This is a genomic window from Vibrio qingdaonensis, assembly GCF_026191675.1.
GTDB lineage: Bacteria > Pseudomonadota > Gammaproteobacteria > Enterobacterales > Vibrionaceae > Vibrio > Vibrio qingdaonensis.
In genome coordinates, this window is the sequence record NZ_JAKRRY010000004.1 from 94,404 (window position 1) to 109,631 (window position 15,228).

A 15,228-nucleotide genomic window follows, 5' to 3' on the forward strand; every position below is an offset into this window, starting at 1 on the left:
ACAGAAGGTCGGTGCTTTTTTTGAGCATTAGAGAATGCCGAGTTGCTTTAGTTTTCGGTAGATTGTATTACGGCTGATACCCAAGACCCGCGACGTTTTACTGATATTGCCTTGGTTCGCGTTGTAGGTGTGCAGTAAGGTGTCGTCGACGGTAGTTTTTAAATCGGCATGAGTGGTACCAACCGATAAATGAAGGCTTGTCGCATCGGATGGCTTTTCTGAAGTCAAACGTGCGGCTAATTGTGTCGGGAGGTGATCAAGTGTAAGAACGGCTTCATCACCAGATAGCAAAGTGGAGACCTTTAGAACATTGTCTAATTCACGAATGTTACCCGGCCAAGAGTAATGACAAAGTAAGGCCATGAGCTGTGGACAAAGGGTTTGTTTTACGGTCACATATTTCTGGTGAATATGAGAAATTAGCGCCAGTTTATCGTGCCTGTCCCTTAGGTTCGGGATCCTAAAGGTAAGACCCGTAATTCGGTAATAGAGATCCTCTCGAAATTGGCCATCGGCGATCAATTGTTCAAGATCTTTATGTGTGGCAGCAATGATTTGGCAATCAACGTTAAAGTGTTGGTTGGAACCAACAGGCACCACCGTTTTATCTTGTAATACTTGCAATAAACGACATTGTGCCTCAAGAGGCATGTCGGCAATTTCGTCTAGGAATAATATGCCTTTGTCAGCTTGGCGAATTTTACCTTGATAACCTTTGTTGTTGGCTCCAGTGAATGCGCCAGGTGCGTAGCCAAACAGTTCAGACTCAATCAGATCTTTAGGTAACGCCCCACAATTGACGGAAACAAGCGGTGACGATTTGCGTTTACTTTGCTTGTGAAGCGCTTTAACAAACTCTCCTTTACCAACGCCAGTTTCCCCCAAAATAAGGAGGCTAATGTCGTTATTAATAATTCGATTGGCTTGTTGCCACGCATCTTCAATAGATTGCTCGCCAAAATGTAAATCACTGGAGGCCGTGTACGATTGAGAGCGGGGAAGGCTTGGTGTTAGGTGCTGTTTTTGAAACACTAAAGGTGATGGGGAAAGTGAACCATCCAATAACGCATCTATTGATTTACCTAATATAGGAGTCTGGTCTAATAGTTGTGTGGCGACTTGGTTATGGGCCAATATTTCACCAGATTCATTCGCAATAACAATCCCTTGCCAACCACTGCGTAATAGAGATTTGTCGCAAGCAAGGTCGATTCTGATCGAGCCATCTGGAATGGTGTCAAGAAGGTGGTTTTCGACTTGTTGCACCATACTTTGTACTAATACTTGAATGGTAGTGTCGTGCTGTTGCTGTTCACTGGTAATATCTAAAATGCCGATCAGTTGTCCAAGGTGGTCGAATAAAGGGCTGGCAGAACAACTGATGAAGCGATGTTGGTGAATAAAGTGCTGCTCGCCGATAATTGTCACGGGTTTTGCTTCAATTAATGCGGTGCCAATGGCGTTAGTCCCTTTGACTTGTTCTTGCCAGCAGGCCCCTGAACTTAACGCAATAGACGTTAGCTTTTCCTTAAACCGTTCCTGTCCCCAGCTTGCCAGTATCACCCCTTCTTGGTCTGTTAAAATAAGACGGCTGTCCGTTCGAGCAAACATCTGGCTAAACAAAGGTAATGCGTAGCGCTCCACGATGTTAATCAGTGCAGAGGACTGGTGACGTCGCTGTTTCAGTACGGAAGGTGCTAAGTGAATATCATCAGGGCGCTTTCTTTGTTTGAGTCCGGCTTCACTACTGCGGTGCCATGAGCTTGAGAGCCAATCTGAAGTATGAACATGTTGTAGCCGCATGAATGTTCCATCCTGTGACAGTTAGGGTGTTTCAATTTGCAACAGTTGAACAAGGGGGCATTCCCGCGATATCGCACCTGTCGATTATTGTGTTTTATGTTAATGGATTGTAATCATAGCGTTGCGCTATGTTGACGGCAAGTTTTCATAGTTGGCGCGTGAATTGCGTTGTTGGTTTTGTGAAGCTGATTTTTTGATGGCTGTTTTAAACCATATTCTAAGCGCTGACTCATTCGCTGCATTTGCACCGTTTAAGTCGCACGTCGAATATTGCCATACCTTTAGACACTTCCTAAACAATGAACCGACACAACGTAATGTAATAGACAGAAGGATATCACGATGATTTATGCACAACCGGGCAGCGCAAACTCAGTCATTAACTTTAAAAATCAGTATGATAATTATATCGGCGGTGAATGGGTCAAGCCTGTTGGTGGAGAGTATTTTGACAACATCTCGCCAGTGAATGGTGAAGTTTACTGTCAAGTTGCGCGCTCTAGTGGTGCTGATGTTTCATTAGCGCTGGATGCCGCACATGCCGTCCGTGAAAGTTGGGCGAGCACGAGTGTGACGGAACGATCCAATATTTTGTTGAAAATCGCGGATTGCATTGAAGCAAATTTAGAAGAGATAGCCGTGGCAGAGAGTTGGGAAAATGGTAAGCCCGTACGCGAAACGTTAGCGGCAGACATTCCTTTAGTTGTTGACCATTTTCGCTATTTTGCTGGGTGCATTCGTGCGCAAGAAGGCAGTGCGGCAGAGCTAGATGTGAACACGGCAAGTTATCACTTTCCTGAACCGGTTGGTGTTGTAGGTCAAATTATTCCTTGGAATTTCCCAATTCTTATGGCGGCTTGGAAATTAGCTCCCGCACTGGCTGCGGGCTGCTGTGTGGTTTTAAAGCCAGCAGAACAAACCCCAACGTCCATATTGGTGCTAATGGAAAAGGTCGGCGCGTTGTTACCCGCAGGCGTAGTTAACATCGTCAATGGGTTTGGCAGCGAAGCCGGTCAAGCACTGGCCACCAGCGATCGTATCGCAAAGCTTGCATTTACAGGCTCAACAGAGATCGGCCATCATATTCTTAAATGCGCCGCTGAGAGTTTGATCCCTTCAACGGTTGAGCTGGGAGGGAAGTCTCCTAATATCTATTTCCCAGATATATTTGACTACGAAGATGAGTACCTTGATAAGTGTGTAGAAGGAATGCTGTTGGCATTCTTTAATCAGGGCGAGGTGTGCACGTGCCCGTCTAGAGTGCTGGTTCATGAATCGGTATACGACAAGTTTATTGCCAAAGTGATAGAGCGCGCTCAGACCATTAAGCAGGGTAACCCTTTGGATACAGATACCCAAGTTGGGGCTCAGGCTTCTAAAGAACAATTTGATAAGATCTTGAGCTATCTGGATATTGGTCGACAAGAAGGCGCGAAAGTTCTGACTGGAGGGGAAATAGCTCAACAATCCGAATCATTAGGGAGTGGCTACTATATTCAACCAACGGTGCTGCAAGGGCACAATAAAATGCGAGTGTTTCAAGAGGAGATTTTTGGTCCTGTCATTGCAGTGACAACGTTCAAAGATGAAGCAGAGGCATTAGCCATTGCCAATGATACCGATTACGGCTTAGGCGCGGGAGTGTGGACACGAGACGCAAACTTAGCGTATCGAATGGGGCGTAAGATTGAAGCGGGTAGAATATGGGTGAACTGCTACCACGCCTATCCGGCACATGCTGCGTTTGGCGGATACAAAAAATCAGGTATCGGACGAGAAACACACAAAATGATGCTAGACCATTATCAAAACACCAAAAATCTGTTGATTAGTTACGACACCAAACCGTTGGGTTTCTTTTAATGGCAAATTTCTAAACGCAAACTGACTATGCAGTAAGCAGTAAGCAGTAAGCATTAAGTAGTAAGCAGTAAGTAATTAGCATTATCCCCTTAGTTGGATTGTAGTTATGACGTGAATGTAAAGGTCGTTCTGGCAAAGAACGACCTTTTTTTGTTCGCTGAACTACCCATTGTAGGGATTGTTGTAAGACATAGTTGTAAGACATTGTTGTAGGGTGGCTTCCCGCTTTCGTACGCTTCTGCATAGGATTTGTAGGGCATGGCGAGCTGATTGAGCGCTGTCAAGTGATAGCTTATCGATAGAATAATCCGGCGATGGTGTTCTCGTAGCCCTTGAGCGTAAATAGTTTGAGTCTGAGGAGATTAGGGAATAACCCTTTTTTATCGTGATGATTAAAATTATTAGAAGCGATTGCGTGGTTTGTTATATGTAATTGGACGCGGTAAATGGTAGATTTTGCAGTCTATTATGCTGCCTTATGCGTATTTTCTAGTTGTATCTGATATTTTCAGTACACGGCCATTGAGTAATAACATGACCGCGAAATCGTCCTTCCTCATTCATTTATCTTGTCTTGCGCTTGCCTCTCATACGGTTGCCTCCGATGACCTAATGTCATTAATTGACATGCCTTTGGCGTCATTAGCTGAGACGAAAGTGGTGTCGACCACTCGGAACGCGCAGAGTTTAGCGGATACGCCAGCATCTGTTTATGTGATTACTGCAAAAGAAATTAATCGTTCAGGTGCTCGCTCGGTGGCCGACGTTTTAGCCCTTGCTCCTGGTTTACATGTTGCTAAGTTTTCCAACTATGACTGGGGAATTAGCGCTAGAGGATCAAATCAAGCCTTAAATAATTCGCTGCTGGTGATGGTGGATGGTCGAAGCGTATTTAATGCGATGTTTTCAGGCGTGGACTGGGATTTAATTCCAGTGAGTTTAGATAGTATCGCCCAAATAGAAATTGTGCTAGGACCCGTTGGCACTATTTGGGGAGGAAATGCGGTTAACGGTGTAGTGAATATTATTACCGCAGATGCGGAAAGTGCGCCACAAGGAAAGGTGTCGGTTAGTGCAGGTAACTACCAATATAGAGAAGTAAAACTTCATGAAGCAACGCAGTTAAACGCAAAGACACATATTAGCGGCTATGTTGAATATGTTGAGCATATGCCATGGACGAGTGAAGAAGAGCGTGTTCAAACCAATCAGCACTTTGGCGTATTAACGGGGCGCTTTGGTGGACGGTTGGATTACCAACATCTAGAAAATACACTGAATGTGCAGTTTGGTGGTATACGTTCTGAAGAAGACTACCTGTGGGCAAAATATAACCCACACTTTTTATTTCCAGGTAAACCTAGTACTGAGTACTTTGAACAAGTGATGGTGGCTCAGGAGTATTTTTTGGGTATGAATCATGTCTATGAGCGCGCTAATGCCGACACATGGGAAAACGATGCGTGGCTGACTTATAGCTCGAACGACAGTACTGATAGAAATACGCAATTCGCGAGACTCGATCTTGATAGTCGTTACACATTAAATGACGTAGTAGGGACTCAATTAATGCTCGGTGTGAATGTTCGTCTAATTGATGAGGCCTTCGCGTCATACTCCTTACAAGACCAATTCACCATGCCGTATTTACGAACGACGCAATCACCGGAGTTTTTTAATCAAAGTTACGGACTGTTTGCTAACTGGACGGTCCCTGTTACCGATAGAACTACGATGATGCTTGGATCCCGTTGGCAGTATGACAATATTACCAACCGAGTTGCACCACAACCCCAAGCTCGTTTCAGTTACGCCTTGTCCAAATCGCAACGTTTATGGGCGGGTTGGGGGCGGGCTATTGTGACGCCGTCACGCTTGGAGTTAAGCACGGAATTTCAACAAAACGGCTATATTGAAGGCGCTCAATTTAGTGACGGTAACAAATATGATTACTTTTATAGTTACGTCTATAAAGGTAATGAAGACTTAGCGGTAGAAAGTGTAGAAACGTATGAACTTGGCTATCGCTTTTGGAATGAAGACCGCCTGCAACTCAGTGTCAGTGGTTTTTACAGCCAAAGGGACAACATCCGAGTTTACAAAGGTGTGTCGTCTAATCAGTGGGTTATTTCTGACGGATCGTCGCCGGGTACAAGTGGCACGGTGATCGAAGAATACGTATCGCAATATATCGATCCACTTTCAACGCAATCTTATGGCGGTGAGATCGCAATGAAATGGCAAGCTCTTGAGAATCTACAGCTTAATACCAACTACAGCTACAAGCGTATTATTGGTGACTGTTCTGGTGCTATTTGCAGCACCAATAATGAAGTGACATATAACTTGGAAAATCAACCTAATCATTTTGTTAATGCGCAATTAATGTGGGACATTTCCGCGAATTTTTGGATGAGCAGCATGATGCAATATATTGCTCCTTCTGTGTTACATCCCGATTCAAACAGTGAGACGAGTGCGCGTTGGCCACGCGTATTTAACGTTGAAATGGCGTTGAGTTGGTTACCAAAAGTGGGATACCCACGCTTTACTGCATCTGTGGAGAATTTAGGGGCAAACCAAACAATAGAATACCCAGAAACGTTTGGGGCCTTTCAAAATGGTACTCAATATTGGGTAACAGCGGAGTGGGATTATGCCGCTTCGCTGAATCGATAACGGAAAGGTCGCATTATGGTGCATTTTCGCGGACTTCACCGTTTGCTAATGATGTTGGGGTGGTTCTGTTATAGCGTTCCTGCTTTTGCTCAATATAGTGATGATGATTTGAAATCTGTGTATTTATTTAGGTTTGCCATGTTGGCAGAGTGGCCGGAAAGTGGAGATGTATCGGCAAAAGAATATTGTGTCGCTCGCGATTCTCAAGTAGGAGATGGCCTTAAAAAAATCGTTGAAGCCAAATTGGGTGGTCAGGCATTTTATAACGCCGAAACCATGAGTTCGGCAAGTACGTGTCATATTTTATATATTGAATCCGCGAGTGCGGCGCTTATATCGCAACTAAAATCGCAATTTCCTCATGCTCTTTTGATTGGTAATGGTATGCAGTTCATCAACCTTGGTGGAATGATTGCTTTCATTCGAGTGAATAATCGAATTAAGCCTTTGATTTCCACCGCTCATGTTAAACAAAGTGGCATAAATTTGAGATCTCAATTACTCAGTGTAGCTGAAATTGTAGGGGTAGACTTATGATAGCCGATCGTTTTGCGTCGATGCCTTTACGTTACAAAATGATGTTGCCTACTTGGTTTATTGTGACATTCATAATGATTGTAGTCGGGTCGAGTGCGATAACGATGTTAAGACATTATCAAGAGCAGGCACTTGATACACGGGTTAATATCTTATCGAAAGGTGTGGCGAATACACTTCAAGCCGCGTTGATGTTTGATGATGCAACGACAGCCCAAGAGCAATTGGCTTACCTGTCTTTTGACCCCGATATTATTGCAGCCAAAGTGAAAGATGCAGAAGTGGCGCGTTTGGCGTTTATTGACCGAACACCATCACACTGCATTTGGATGCAAGAGCAGTTGGTGTGTGACAACATCGATTTCGTTGAGCGCTCCATTAATATCGAATTAGGGGATGATTCTTTAGGGGAGTTGATCGTCTGGGTTTCGTTAGAGCGGCTTCACTTAGAACAACAGCATATGTGGTTTTGGTTAAGCGTGTTAACGGGATGCCTATCGTTGTTTGCTTGGCAATTGGCGAGAACGTTACATAATTTGGTCGTGATGCCGTTGAGCTCATTACATTACTCTATGGAAACCATGATTAAAGAAGGGGTGAAGAAACGGGAGATCCCCGTGTTGCACAATGATGAGTTGGGGCGATTAACCCGTTGTTTTAACGCGATGGTTGTCAGTTTGTTAGAGCGCGAACGTCAACTGCATCAAGCACTGGAGCATTTAGAAAGTAAGAATCGGTACATTAATAGGGCCTTGGATGTTATGCAAAAAGGCATCATGGTGACGTCGACCAATTTAGATATTATGTACAGCAATCCTCATGCAGCTAAACAGCTTAAAAAATATGAAAAAATCAGTAATGCGAGAGTATTACTGGATGCGGTGTTTACACCGAAAGCCACCGTTGAAGCCATTGTCAATGCCATTCAAAATCAAACAATATTGAATGAAGTAGAATTAAGAAAAAACAAGACTAACCAAAAATTTATGGTGAGTTGCCATCCAATGGGTAGTGAAGAGCACTCGTTAATCCAGTTTGAAGATTTCACTGAGCAGTATTTAGCGGAACATCGACGAAAGTTAATTGAGTTAATGTTTGAACAGCATCAAGAAGCGATGTTGATGCTGAGCCGAAATGGCACGATTGAAATGCAAAACCCAATCAGTGTGAAATGGTTTGGCTGGCGAGCGCAAGTTTTTGAAATTAATGTTAAAGGTAAAGTCGTTCCGAGCATCCGTGTTTTGAAGAAGCTACTACTGGAAGGGAGTTTGGTGTATCACGTTAAAGTACAAAATGAAGACAGTTCGTGGTTTCCCTGCGTACTTCAATTAAGGACGTTAACCAACGAAAATGGACGTGTGGAGGCGTTTGTATTAGCTATTCGTGATGAGTCTGAAAAAGTTCAGCTCAAAAAACTCAACTATCAGGTGAATCATGATTTGCTTACCGGACTGGCTAACCGCGTGAGTGCAATGCAAACGTTACAGCAGCAGCATGACTATGGATTATCCTTGTTTGTTGTGTTTATTGATTTGGACGGTTTTAAAGCGGTTAACGATCAATTTGGTCACCATATAGGTGATGAGCTATTAAAGGTTGTTGCTACAAGGATGAAGGCGATAGTGGGAGGGCATTCATTGGTCGCAAGGCTAGCTGGTGATGAGTTTTTGATTGGTATCGAGAGTCAGCACAATATTGACGTTATTTTGCAGCTGCTTAACGAAAGTCTGTCGACCCCTGTTGAGTTGGAAGGGCATTACTGCCAAGTATCGGCAAGTTTAGGCGTCACGTTTTGGTCAGCAACGTCTAATGAATCGCTTGATGTTGTTATTGATACGGCCGACAAAGCGATGTACCAAGCAAAACGCGCTGGGAAAAATCGTTACGTTTTAGAAGAGCCACAACCGCTGTAGATTTTTGTTGGAGTAAGGAAGTAGCAGTTTAAACGTGTGTCCTAAGACTGAAACTGCTCTTGAAGCCAATGCCGAAGCCTGGCAACGTTCTTGGATTTAAGTTTGTCGGGGGCACAGACAAAGTAGAAGGCTTGAAGCGGGTTCGCGATAGGTTCGCCAATTTCAACCAGCAGCCCATGTTCGATATCATCTTTGACAAACTGGCGGTGAGTGACTAAAACGCCTAGGTTGCGGATTGTGGCGTGTATGGCTTGAACCGAAGCATTGAACGTCAAGTTATTCGGCGATTCCGGTGCATCAACGTCATGGGCATCGCACCAGACTTGCCAATCGTTTTTACGTCTGTCGTTGGCTACTGAAATAGCTGGATAGCGTGTCATCATTTCAGTGGCAGATAAACGTGGGTTTGTCGTCAGTGCGCTTGGGCTTGCTACGAGAACCAGGTCATCTTCAGCTAACTTTTCACAAAAGTAGTCTTGCCAGTCATCAATAGAATCATAAACGAGCGCAATATCGACACCTTCTAACTCTAAGCTAAATGTTCCGACTCGGTTTGATATACGGATATCAAGCTGAGGTAGCGCTTTTTGCAGGTATGGAACTTGCGGGATCCACCAATGCAGTGCGAGTGAATTGACCATGTTTATGGTCATTCTATCGTCGCTCCCTTTATTAAGTATTTCTTCATTGGCTTTAATGATTTCTGCAATAGCAGGGGCAACATTGCGGTAGTATTTTTTACCTTGCGAGTTGACGGTTACGTGGCGCCCAATACGTTGAAATAGCTGGGTCCCTAGCTGAATTTCTAGTGTTTTTATTGCTTGGCTGACCGCAGAGTGACTAACATTTAGCTGATCAGCTGCGCGTGACATGCTCCCTGTTTCAACAACATTAACAAAGGCATAGATGGATTTTAGTGGGATATGACTTTTCATAATATCTATAGTTAAGTTTTTCTAACATTATAGTTCACAATTACTCGTTATTTTACTGTGGTGGAGATCAATATACTAACAATCAGTTATCACGTTGTAGCGAGTAATAGAATGCAAATCAATCCAGGTTATCGTGCAGTAGGGCTTATGCTTTCGTCTACATTAAGCTTATCAATCACGGGAGTGTTGACGAAGCTTCTTGCTAGCGATGTTTCACCGGGTAATCTAACGGTATTACGCTTTCTATTACCAGCGGCAGTGTTGTTACTATTTCTTGCTTTGACATCGATTCGGCTGCCTCCTAAGGGTATGCGTAGAATTCTCGTATTTCGCGCCTTGAGCATTGGTGCATGCCAACTGTGCTTTATCTACGCGATCGATAAACTGTCTTTGGTTGAAAGCGTTGTTTTATTCGGTACGGGGCCTTTGTTTATCATGCTTTTTGAAACGCTATTTTTCGGTGTTCGTTTATCCTTCAGTACTATTGTTTCTTTTGTCGTAACATCGATAGGCGTAGTGTTGCTTGCGGGTGATATATCAGGATTTACTGCGAAACCAGAAATATTGATCGGGTTGTTGGCTGGTGTGTTTAATGCGGGTTCACAACTGAGCCTTCATAGGGCGTCTAAAGGCAGCATGTCTGGTATAGAGAATAATGCGTGGGCATTTTTACTCGCAGGCCTTTCTATAGCACCGATTGTTATGGTGACATCCGTGGGTGCTCTTGGAGACGTATGGCGCTTGAATGTAACATCGTGGGATATAGCAAGGCACTGGGAAACAATATTGTTACTCGCATTGTTAACGATGATGATCATTAATACCCAAACAAGCCGTTATAAAGCGTATCAATTGGCACCAACTAGCTCTCAAATCGCCCCTTTAATTTACAGTAATCTTATTTTTACCGCAGTCTGGCAATTGGTGTTTTTTGATGTGGTGTTTAATCAATATCAAGTTGGCGGAATACTGCTGATTGTCTGTGCAAACGTGATGTGTACATTGTGTAATCACCGTCGACCAGTCAATAACCTAGCGACTAATATTCGCAAACGCCCGCTTTCTTCAATTTGATTCTCAAATTGATGTCTTCAAGCTAACCTATAATTAAGCTGTTGATTATCAGTGGTAAATTGTTATGGCATGTTCCTTGTATGACTGTTGGTAACCAGCGTCAATCAAGGGATTAGATAATGCAAAGACTAAAACAAAACATTAAATTGGCCTCCGCGATTAAATTCACTGTCGCCGTTGCCATGTTGACATCAGCGAATGCTACCGCTTCGCCTTTTGAAACCTGTCCGAGCAAAGCCTACCTGTTTCAAGCCAACCCAGTACAGGTTTACGGAGTGAACCTCGTGACCGGAACCACGTCTTTATTACAAGGTGATACGGGGTTAAACGCCAATATTAATGGGGTAGGGTTTGATTTCAATGGTCGTTACATTTACGGCTATGACACGTCAAATAAGCAAATTGTTCGTTTGGGCGAAGATTTTATCGCAGAAACAATATCAACCACAGGTCTGCCAACTAGCCATACATTTTACGTGGGTGATGTGTATGAAGATGTCTATTACCTATACCGAAAAGGGAAAGGTCTGTTTACCATTGATGTGTCCCCACTCGCTGCTGATTCCAGCGCGACACTTGTTGTCAACCAAGTGAGTACGAGAGCGGTGGTTAACCTTACTGATTTTGCATTCCATCCAAGTGATGGAAACTTGTATGGTATTGACAACGGCACAGGTGGATTGTATTCGTTTGATGCAAGTAATGGGCAAGAAACGTATATTGGTGATACAGGAGAGTTAGGGACTTTTGGTGCCGGATACTTCGATGTGGATGGCTACTATTATGTTGCTCGTAACCAAGATGGACAAATATACCGAATCGATCTTTCTCCGGGTAATGCAGCGAATATTGCAGCTGGTATTGTGCCCGCAGTTAAATTTGCTGATGGTCCTTACTCAAGTCAAAACGATGGTGCTCGATGTGCAAACGCCCCAGTTATCGATGAGGATTCAAACATCGATTTCGGTGACGCGCCGATAAGTTATTCGACGAAGCTTGCTGACAATGGTCCAAGACATGAGTTGGATGGTGTTACCTGGATGGGAGCAACCGCACCTGATGGCGATCAAGATGGGCTTTATTCGGGGCTGGCAGATGATGAAGTCGGCCTTGATGATGAAAATGGGGTGGGTTTTGTTACTTCAGTTGAACCCGGACTAGACAGTATAGTGAGAGTGAATGCGTCAACGAGCGGTTACCTCTCTGCATGGATTGACTGGAACCAAGATGGAGATTTTTCCGACGACGGAGAGCAGGTTTTCACCGATCAGCTTCTTGAAGCTGGTAACAATGATCTTATTTTAACCGCGGCTTTAGACGCTGATGTTGGCTCAACATGGAGTCGATTTAGATTCAGTCAACAAACGGGACTCAGTTACTCGGGCGGCTCTACATCGGGTGAGGTTGAGGATCATGCGTTGACCGTGACAGGTACAGGGCTCTCCGTTCGATATTATCCGAACGCAACGGGTTACACCACGGTAGCGTACGAAGATAATTGGCCTTATACCGCGGATTATGACATGAATGATGTGGTAGTCAGATACCGAATTACTGAGATATTGCGTGACGGTGCGGTAGTCAAATCTAAAGTCGATGGTTACTTAGGTGCGGTAGGGGCATCATATCACAATGGGTTTGCGTTGCGTTTTAAAGGCGTTAATCGCAGTGACATTGACACCACAACCACTCGTCAAATTCATAACGGTAGTCAACTTGCCAGTAGTGGCCTTGAAAGCATCTCTAATGAAGCGATTTTTGTAATTAGTGAAGATACATCCGTCTACAAAGTTGAGGGGTGTGAATATCACCGAACGTTGGCATCTTGCGCGCAGCAAGAGGACGTACAGCTCAACTTTACTCTCCACATTAACTTCCTTGATGGCTCGGATACGTCGTCATTGATGAGTATGCCTTATGACCCGTTTATATTTGCAACGCCGGGTTATTATCATGGGGAAGGATACTTGCAACCTGGAAGAGCGTGGGAAGTTCACTTACCAAACTACGAACCTACAGAGCAATTTAACGCACAACTCTTCGCTGGCTTAGGTGTTGACGTTAGTGACGCAGATAGTGGTGTGTATTTTAAAACCTCGGGCAATCTACCATGGGCCTTGATGATAAATGATGAATGGGAATGGCCAACCGAAAGAACAGACCTCGTGGTTGCCTACCCACAATTTGCAACTTATGCCGAATCGGCAGGCGACCAAGCACAAAATTGGTTTGAATCTCAATACGCAACGCCGGGCAAATGCTACGTCCCTTAGGAGGCTGATATGAAAAACTCTATATTATTTATCACGACATTAGGAATGGTGACAGCTTGTGGTGGTGGCGGCGGTGGCGGTGACTCATCAGGAGGCGGTACACCCACACCCGCGCCAGTTGTTGCAGAACGGACGATGGAGGATCTCTCTATTCCAGATGAACTAGACTATAACCCAGTCGAGGCATATACACTGTCAGTTGATGCAAGTGCAGAGGTATCGGGACGTGCATTAGTGTCTATTTATACTGAATTTGCGAGTCAGAGTACTGGTGAAGTGGTACCAGTCTATGACAGTCGAATTGCTTCATTATCACTGCAATCTGGCAAAGGCAGCATAGACTTCTCGTCGGCGGAACATGTGAATGAATTTTTGTTGGAAATCTGGACGCATGATGGCAATCCACCCCTACAAAAAATCGTCTCTGCCGGAAATGAGAACTTGGTTTGGTAATAACAGGATGTTGTAGTTGCTAAAATTCGAGTGTTGGTATCACCAAGGCAAAGAAAAGCCCCGTTTGACGGGGCTTTTTATTAGATAGAATGGGCACAAACCAGTACAATGCCCGACAATGAAGCAAAGACACCTACCTGAGTAACTGCGATATGAATGACGAACACTTTGATGAAAGCTATGAAGAAGATGCAATAGAAATAGAAGCACTTGGTATTGAGGTCTCCAGTCACCCGATAGAGCTTTATAAGTTGTTTAAAGTGGCAAACTTAGTTGGTGGTGGTGGTGAAGCTAAGCACTTTATCTCTGAAGGGTATGTTGCGGTTAACGGCGAACTGGAAACAAGAAAGCGTCGCAAAATGTATGATGGTGATTTTTTCGAATTTAATCAAGAGTACTATGTGGTGGTGTGCGATCAGCCGCCAATAGAAACGATAAAAAATACCGATGAGAAACAGACGAAGAAAGCGTCAGGTTCCAAATCGGCATCAAAAGAGTCGAAAAAAGCTAAATCGGCCAAACGTGATGCTAAGAAAAATGCCACGTCTAATCAAGATCTGATGTCTAAGAAAGATCCGGCTAAAAACCCGGGTTCGAACTTAAGTGCTTCTGCTAAAAAGAAAGATAAGAGCAGTAAAAAATCAAAACCTAAAGCAGCAGAAACACCATCAGTTGAAAAATCCAAAAGTAAAGATCCAAACAGCGGTCGCGGTGGTATCGATTTCTTTTAATATTTCTGCGATACGCTGAAGGAAGCTAAGTGACAGTGAAGTGTAAGGTAGCTATTTTGCGACCTTTCATTTTACTGTTAGGAAACCTTCCCCAAATACTTATTTAGTGACACCATTTCAATTACGAAAAGCGTCATTTAAAGCTAGGAGAGCAGGCATGCAATTTGTTGTTGATACTCATACTCACACGTACGCGAGTGGGCACGCATACAGCACTATTATGGAAAACGCTCAAGCGGCAAGTCAGGCTGGGCTAAAAATACTTTGTACCACCGACCACGCGGATTCAATGCCAGGCGCCCCTCATTATTGGTTTTTCTCTAATCAGCGTGTATTGCCTCGCTACTTGTTCGATGTCGCGATTATCCGTGGCGTGGAAGCCAATATCTTAAATGAACAGGGCGACATAGATGTCCATCCAAGCTCTTATTCTTCACTGGATTGGATTATTGGCAGTTTTCATGAGCCTGTATTTAGACCCGCGACGAAAGATGTCCACACACAGGCATTAATTAACGTTATCGAGAGTGGCAACATTGATGCGCTAGGGCATTTAGGCAACCCAAATTTTGATTTCGACTTTGAAGCCGTTGCTCGGTGTGCTGCTAAGCATCATGTTGCGATTGAAATCAATGCTTCTACTTTAAAAGGTCACAGCCGAGTGGGCAGTGTGGATCGCTGTTACGACATAGCAAGGGCAGTGAAGCAAGCTGGCGGGTTTATTACGACGGGTAGTGACTCTCATTTCTGTGACACGATCGGCCAGCTGGATCTGGTGAGCGAGTTGTTAGTTAAAGTCGGCATGCCGACCGAAAACGTCATTACGTTTAGCACCACACAGTTTCTTAGCTTCCTACAGCTTCGTGGCAGAGCACCTATTGCAGAATTTCAGGCATTACAAGACGCTTAACCTTAAGGAGCTTAGCTTTAAGGTATTTAGCTGTAAGGTACTTCGTCGCAAGGAACT

11 protein-coding genes are annotated in these 15,228 nt (G+C 44.1%); 9 read left to right on the plus strand and 2 right to left on the minus strand.

The genetic code is table 11. From position 1 onward, the window contains the following. Positions 1 to 27 precede the first annotated feature (27 nt). Positions 28 to 1,803 carry a sigma-54-dependent Fis family transcriptional regulator gene (locus MD535_RS05300; protein WP_265673886.1) on the minus strand — a complete coding sequence of 592 codons (1,776 nt, stop codon included), beginning with the start codon at positions 1,801 to 1,803 and terminating at the stop codon, positions 28 to 30. Between the two features lie 342 nt (positions 1,804 to 2,145). Between MD535_RS05300 and exaC the strand changes: the two genes are divergently transcribed. The 4 genes from exaC to MD535_RS05320 all read left to right on the plus strand — a co-directional run bounded on the left by exaC (position 2,146) and on the right by MD535_RS05320 (position 8,795). Next, positions 2,146 to 3,666, plus strand: coding sequence for an acetaldehyde dehydrogenase ExaC (gene exaC / locus MD535_RS05305; RefSeq protein ID WP_265673887.1), 1,521 nt, complete (start codon positions 2,146 to 2,148; stop codon positions 3,664 to 3,666). A 534-nt stretch (positions 3,667 to 4,200) separates the two neighbouring features. Then, positions 4,201 to 6,345, plus strand: a complete 2,145-nt coding sequence (locus tag MD535_RS05310) for a TonB-dependent receptor plug domain-containing protein (RefSeq protein ID WP_265673888.1) — start codon at positions 4,201 to 4,203, stop codon at positions 6,343 to 6,345. A 15-nt stretch (positions 6,346 to 6,360) separates the two neighbouring features. Further along, the gene (locus MD535_RS05315) at positions 6,361 to 6,882 is read left to right on the plus strand and encodes a YfiR family protein (protein WP_265673889.1); all 522 of its coding nucleotides are present in this window, start codon (positions 6,361 to 6,363) and stop codon (positions 6,880 to 6,882) included. Next, positions 6,879 to 8,795, plus strand: coding sequence for a diguanylate cyclase domain-containing protein (locus MD535_RS05320; protein ID WP_265673890.1), 1,917 nt, complete (start codon positions 6,879 to 6,881; stop codon positions 8,793 to 8,795). The genes MD535_RS05315 and MD535_RS05320 overlap by 4 nt, the downstream gene beginning before the upstream one ends. 41 nt (positions 8,796 to 8,836) lie before the next feature. On the opposite strand, the gene MD535_RS05325 is transcribed toward MD535_RS05320, so the two are convergent. Further along, the gene (locus MD535_RS05325; protein ID WP_265673891.1) at positions 8,837 to 9,730 is read right to left on the minus strand and encodes a LysR substrate-binding domain-containing protein; all 894 of its coding nucleotides are present in this window, start codon (positions 9,728 to 9,730) and stop codon (positions 8,837 to 8,839) included. A gap of 111 nt (positions 9,731 to 9,841) precedes the next feature. Between MD535_RS05325 and MD535_RS05330 the strand changes: the two genes are divergently transcribed. The 5 genes from MD535_RS05330 (at position 9,842) to MD535_RS05350 (ending at position 15,171) form a co-directional block, all read left to right on the plus strand. Beyond that, complete coding sequence (locus MD535_RS05330) at positions 9,842 to 10,804, plus strand: DMT family transporter (protein ID WP_265673892.1); 963 nt, start codon at positions 9,842 to 9,844, stop codon at positions 10,802 to 10,804. A gap of 182 nt (positions 10,805 to 10,986) precedes the next feature. Next, on the plus strand, positions 10,987 to 13,077 hold the full coding sequence (locus MD535_RS05335) for an LruC domain-containing protein (protein WP_265673927.1): 2,091 nt from the start codon (positions 10,987 to 10,989) through the stop codon (positions 13,075 to 13,077). Positions 13,078 to 13,086: 9 nt separating this feature from the next. Beyond that, the gene (locus MD535_RS05340; protein ID WP_265673893.1) at positions 13,087 to 13,530 is read left to right on the plus strand and encodes a hypothetical protein; all 444 of its coding nucleotides are present in this window, start codon (positions 13,087 to 13,089) and stop codon (positions 13,528 to 13,530) included. A 152-nt stretch (positions 13,531 to 13,682) separates the two neighbouring features. Continuing rightward, positions 13,683 to 14,261 carry an RNA-binding S4 domain-containing protein gene (locus MD535_RS05345; protein WP_265673894.1) on the plus strand — a complete coding sequence of 193 codons (579 nt, stop codon included), beginning with the start codon at positions 13,683 to 13,685 and terminating at the stop codon, positions 14,259 to 14,261. Positions 14,262 to 14,418: 157 nt separating this feature from the next. Then, on the plus strand, positions 14,419 to 15,171 hold the full coding sequence (locus tag MD535_RS05350) for a phosphatase (RefSeq protein WP_265673895.1): 753 nt from the start codon (positions 14,419 to 14,421) through the stop codon (positions 15,169 to 15,171). Positions 15,172 to 15,228: the final 57 nt, after the last annotated feature.